2 protein-coding genes and 1 pseudogene are annotated in these 5,009 nt (G+C 59.2%); all 3 read left to right on the top strand.

The genetic code is table 11. From position 1 onward, the window contains the following. Positions 1–1,904 precede the first annotated feature (1,904 nt). Entirely contained in the window at positions 1,905–3,608 is a 1,704-nt protein-coding gene (locus BST14_RS27430) for a thiamine pyrophosphate-binding protein (protein WP_083067422.1), read from the top strand. A 269-nt stretch (positions 3,609–3,877) separates the two neighbouring features. Further along, entirely contained in the window at positions 3,878–4,231 is a 354-nt protein-coding gene (locus BST14_RS29915; protein WP_142279652.1) for a hypothetical protein, read from the top strand. A gap of 67 nt (positions 4,232–4,298) precedes the next feature. Beyond that, positions 4,299–4,538: pseudogene (locus BST14_RS30475) on the top strand (transposase); the annotation flags it as partial. Positions 4,539–5,009 lie beyond the last annotated feature (471 nt).

The raw sequence follows: 5,009 nt of genomic DNA, 5'->3' as shown, positions 1-5,009 counted from the left end.
TACCTCCTCGACGAACCACCTGACATGACTCCAACCTTCCCAAGAAGTGGAGTCTCCAGACATCCCGGGGCGGTTCAGCGTCTGGAAAGCTGCGTGTGAGAGCAGCAACAATGATCGACATCCATTCTAAAAGATGTAGGCGATGCAAGGCTGCGTTCAAGCCGTTGTCTCGCACCGGCTTTAGGGTCCGTTGATAGCAGAGCTAGTTGTGTCCAACGTCGGACTCTGCGTAGCCGACCTGAAGGAGGCGCTGCGCTTCTACATCGAAGGGCTGGTCTTCACAGTGGCCGAGACATACAGCGCCGGATAAGAAGTAGCGGCGGCTGCGGAGATCGACTGCGGTACGCGACTCACCTCGCAGATGATCGTCAAGGACGTTGCGGCTCGAGCTGTTGTGGTGAGCCGAGCCCGGCTGTGCTGGTGCCCCGTCGGCCGCACGCAATCTGCTTGGTCGGACTCATTTGTCGTTCACGGTCGATGACCTTTCGGCTGCCGAAGCCCGACTGGTGCGACAATGAACAAGATACCCGAGGATTCCGCACTCGTTTCGGCGACAGCGACACTGTCAACATCTTAACTAACCACCGAGCGCGAAATACCTGACTCGGCATCGTGCACGGATCGGCTTGGTTAAGCGAGGGGAGGTTTCCCTTGGATGACCGTCCAACTATCGGAGCGGTCATTGTAGATGGTGTACCAGTCGTGGCAGACATTCATCTTCCAAACCACTGGATGGGGTGGATAGCCGGTCAGCGGCATCTCTTGCCCTGGGCACCATCGACCGGAGGTGCCGCCGAGGTCCCGCTCGGCTTGGATGGTAGTTGCCAACACAACGCTAACCAGGCCTCCACAGACAGGCACCAGCGCCGCTATTGCCAGCCTCACGATTACTCGCTTCACAATTCTCGAGACTTTCCCCACAGCAGCAGCCCCGCGTGTGGGGAACCGCTGAATATCGCCCAGCCGATTTTCAGTCTGACATCTCACGAAGCCGACCCAGACGAGATGTGCATCGTCAAGCCGACATGTGCGATAAGCGTACCACTGCACCACAACAGGTTGATTGGTTGAATTGGCCTGTGGTCGGCGCCGCTGTTGCTACCGGTCCGTTTTTCAGGCCGATCGCCGAACCCGCCCTTGGGTGCTTCCACGCAAGGGCCGCCACAGTCCCCCACTGTTGATCGTGGTTGGCGGTCCAGAGGTTGGTGATCGTATTTGTCGCGATAGCAGTATCGGGTATACGGACGGAGGCGAAGTTAAATACGTCGGGCCTGCCCGCTGGCGGTCATACCGGGACGCAGTTGCGACCGGTGTACCGTCGGCGGACGTCCTTCCATTTCCAGCAGTACAGGTCTTCGACCAGTGAATCCACCCGTGCTACACGAAGTTATCGACGGAATTCATGGTCCGGACACGAGTTCCTTGCGCCGAGGCCAAAAGAACGCGCTTTAACCTCAGTCGATTCGGAATGGTCCACCAACTGGCAGACCGCCGGTCCAGTGACGGTGCCTAACGACGGTGACCGACTGCCAGCTTGCGTCGTGCAATCTCGTAAGGTCGCATACGATATGATCTACTACTGTGCATTACATTACTGTAATAGTTGTCACGAACGTCCCGCCTGACGGAATGGTCACGCCTGGCTGATCGTCTGTAAAGGGGGTTAGCACAGCGGGCCAGAGCCTCGAAGCAAGGCACGATCGAGGGCAGTCACCGGTGAGGAGGTCTGCACAGCAGCACACGGCAGAACCGATGGGCGGAGTGTTCTAAGGATGTACCGCCCTTTGGTGACAACGGCATTAGCGCTGGTGTTGCTCGTGGTGCGGTCGTTGACGTTTCGGTAGCAGCCGGCGAGCTGGACCGTGGAGATCCTACGTGGCGGAAGCAGTGGGAGGGATCTATCAATGGGTCGTATGGTGTACGAGCGCATTCTGGAACTCTTTGAAGCGGAGGGTGTCAGAACGCTTTTCGGGATTCCGGATCCGAATTTTGTGCATATGTTTCACGCTGCGGAGCAGCGCGGCTGGGACGTCGTTGCCCCACACCATGAAGAATGCGCGGGGTTTATGGCAGAGGCGGTCTCCCGCATGACGGGCGGGCCTGGTGTTTGTATCGGCACGCTCGGCCCAGGTTTGGCCAATCTGGCTGGAGCGATGATGTGCGCGACGGTCGAAAATTCACCTGTCATTTTTCTGGGCGGGCAACGGGCTCGCATCACCGAACAGCGGGTGCGCCGCGGCCGCATTCAGTTTATTTCACAGACGCCGCTCATCGCGCCGTCTGTGAAATACGCGGCCAGCATCGAATATGCTGATCAGACTGACGAGATCGTCCGTGAAGCGCTGCGGCGCGCGTTGACCGGCACGCCCGGACCGGCCTACATTGAATACCCGGCACATGTGATCCAGCACGAGCTAGATTCTCCGACGCCCTTGCCGCCTGATGCCTACCGCCTCGTCAACCAAGGTGCAAGCGCGCCGATGGTCGAGAAGGCTGTGGAGTTGATCAAGAAAGCCAAGCAGCCCGTTCTTCTGGTCGGGCACGCCGTACAGTGCGCACGCGCCGGTGATTCTGTCGAGGCACTCGCAAAACTGCTGCATTGCCCAGTGATTCAGACGTCTGGAGGAACAGCGTTCATCAAGGGCATAGAGGATCGCACCTTCCCCTACGGCTTTTCTCCCTCGGCCGTTGAGGCGGTAGCGCAGTCGGATTTATGCATTGCAATTGGCACAGAACTCGGCGAGCCCGTGCACTACGGTACGGGGCGCCATTGGGCTGCCAATGAGGCAAATCGTAAATGGATCTGTGTCGAACTTGATCCTACGGCGATTGGGGTCAACCGGCGGATCGACGTTCCGTTGGTCGGTGACCTGCGCGCTATCGTCCCGCAGCTAGTAGGTGCGCTCAATGGTCCGCTGCGCTCCGCGTCCCCCAATCTCGACGGTTGGGTGTCGCAAGATGCTTGCCGTCTGGCCGAGCTCGCGAAGAGCGCCCCATCGGGAATCCCCGTTCATCCCGCACGTTTCGTGGTGGAGGCAACGAAAGCGTTTCCTGACGACGGCATCATGGTCCGCGACGGCGGTGCGACTGTTGTTTTCCAGTGGACCTATTCTCAGGCCAAGCCACACGACGTCATTTGGAACCAGAATTTCGGCCATATTGGGACCGGCCTGCCCTATGCCGTCGGCGCGTCGGTGGCGGACCGCAAACAGCGCCGAGTGATGCTGCTGACCAGCGATTCATCGTTCATGTTCCATATTGCCGAACTGGAAACCGCTGCGCGCCTGCACTTACCGCTGGTTTGCGTCGTGGGCGTTGACCACCAATGGGGTTTGGAGGTCGGCGTATACAAGCGCACGTTTGGCCAGGGGTCACTGGAGACCGGAGTGCATTGGAGTAAGGATGTGCGGTTTGACAAGATCGCCGAAGGTTTCGGGTGCTACGGCGAATACGCTGAGCGTGGAGAGGACATCGGGCCGGCGATCGCACGAGCCTTTGCAAGCGGGAAGGTCGGCGTCATCCACGTGCCTATCGACCCGAAGGCGAATTCGGAGGAGATGCCCGGATACGACGAATTCAGGACCTGGTACGCCGAAGGAACTCAGTAATGCAGCCCGTCGTGACCGTTGGCGCAGAGCGCCCACGACTGCCAAGTCGCCGACCTCGAGCCAACGCCGAGGCAAAACTGGTTGTGCTGGGTTCCTCAGTTACTGAGATTGTCTACGAGGTTGGCGCGTACCTCGCCGATCGAGCTCGAGAGGGCTGGAACGTGAGCGTTTTCGCATCCACCGAGCAGTATCTGCGACCGCTGCAGATACTTGGTGTGCGACCCCCGCTGCTTGGTGCAGCGACGTCTCCGCTGAGCAATCGTCACAGCGTGACCCAAATCGCTGTCAGCGCGAACCTACTAGAAGGTGACGAGCTGATCTACGCCCGAGTGCATGCGGAGCTGTCCAACAACCCGTCTCGGGTCATCGTGCTCGGGGACAAGGAAATTCGTGGATTTGAGAATCGACTGCATGTCGCTACTTATGTGCCTACTGCAGTGGGCCGTGTGTTCAAGGCGCACGCCATGTGTGCGGCGGGTATCAACGCGGACTCGCTACCGCCAAATGAGGTTTTTCGCAGGTTAGCGAGTAATGCCCCGGTTGCCAGCAGCGGGGTGCCCCGGGACGATAAAGCATCTGAGTCGCAAACAGTAGTCCGGATGCCGCGCGGGGCAACGCCGTGAGCTTCATGTACCGCTATGTGTACGCACCGGGATGCCCGAAACTCCACTTCTTGGGAAGGTTGGAGTAATAGCAGGTGTTTCGTCGAGGAAGCAGCCGCCGGAGCTGCGTGAGCGGGCGGTGCGGATGGTCGTCGAGATCAGCAATCAGCACGACTCGGACTGGGAGGCGGTCAGTAAGGTCGCCCGGCTACTCGGGGTTGGCTGCGCCGAGACGGTGCGCAAGAGCGTGCGCCAGGGCCAGATTGATGGCGGCGTTCGTGGGGGCCAAGACTCCGATGAGTTGAAGCGTCTGCGGCGTGAGAACGCTGGGAACCGAGGACACCGACATCGCCGGTCAATACTTTTGTTAGGACGCCAACAGCGCCAGTCGTCGGCCCAACCGGAGACGAGGAAGCTGATTCATCTGCAGACTGATCTTGTGGATAATAGCGATTGTCCCTGAAACGGGAGTGGAATACCCTGGGGTACAAAAGAATAGAGTATTATTGTCACTTGACGTGCTAGCCATTGTTAGGCGCACTGGCCTTTGCAGCTAGCCCCGTCCGGTGGGAAGCGTGTTTCATCGGCTGCCGCGATGTCATAGTGACGGAAGTGGTAGTCCTGGGGACGGCCGGTCGGAAGCGCTGGCCGGATCCCGGTTTAGCCAATCTGAAGAAATGACTATCGATGATTAAGTCAAGCCGCTGCGGTGGCCGTGGTCGTGACCGGACCCCGTGAACTGGTCCACGGCGAAGGAGAGTCGTTCATTGGTGGGTACAGGTGGCAGCGTAGTGGGCTG

The sequence above is a fragment of the Mycobacterium arosiense ATCC BAA-1401 = DSM 45069 genome (assembly GCF_002086125.1).
Taxonomy (GTDB): Bacteria; Actinomycetota; Actinomycetes; order Mycobacteriales; family Mycobacteriaceae; genus Mycobacterium; species Mycobacterium arosiense.
Note: the sequence above shows the minus strand (reverse complement) of the source record. Positions and strands in the feature narration are given on the sequence as shown.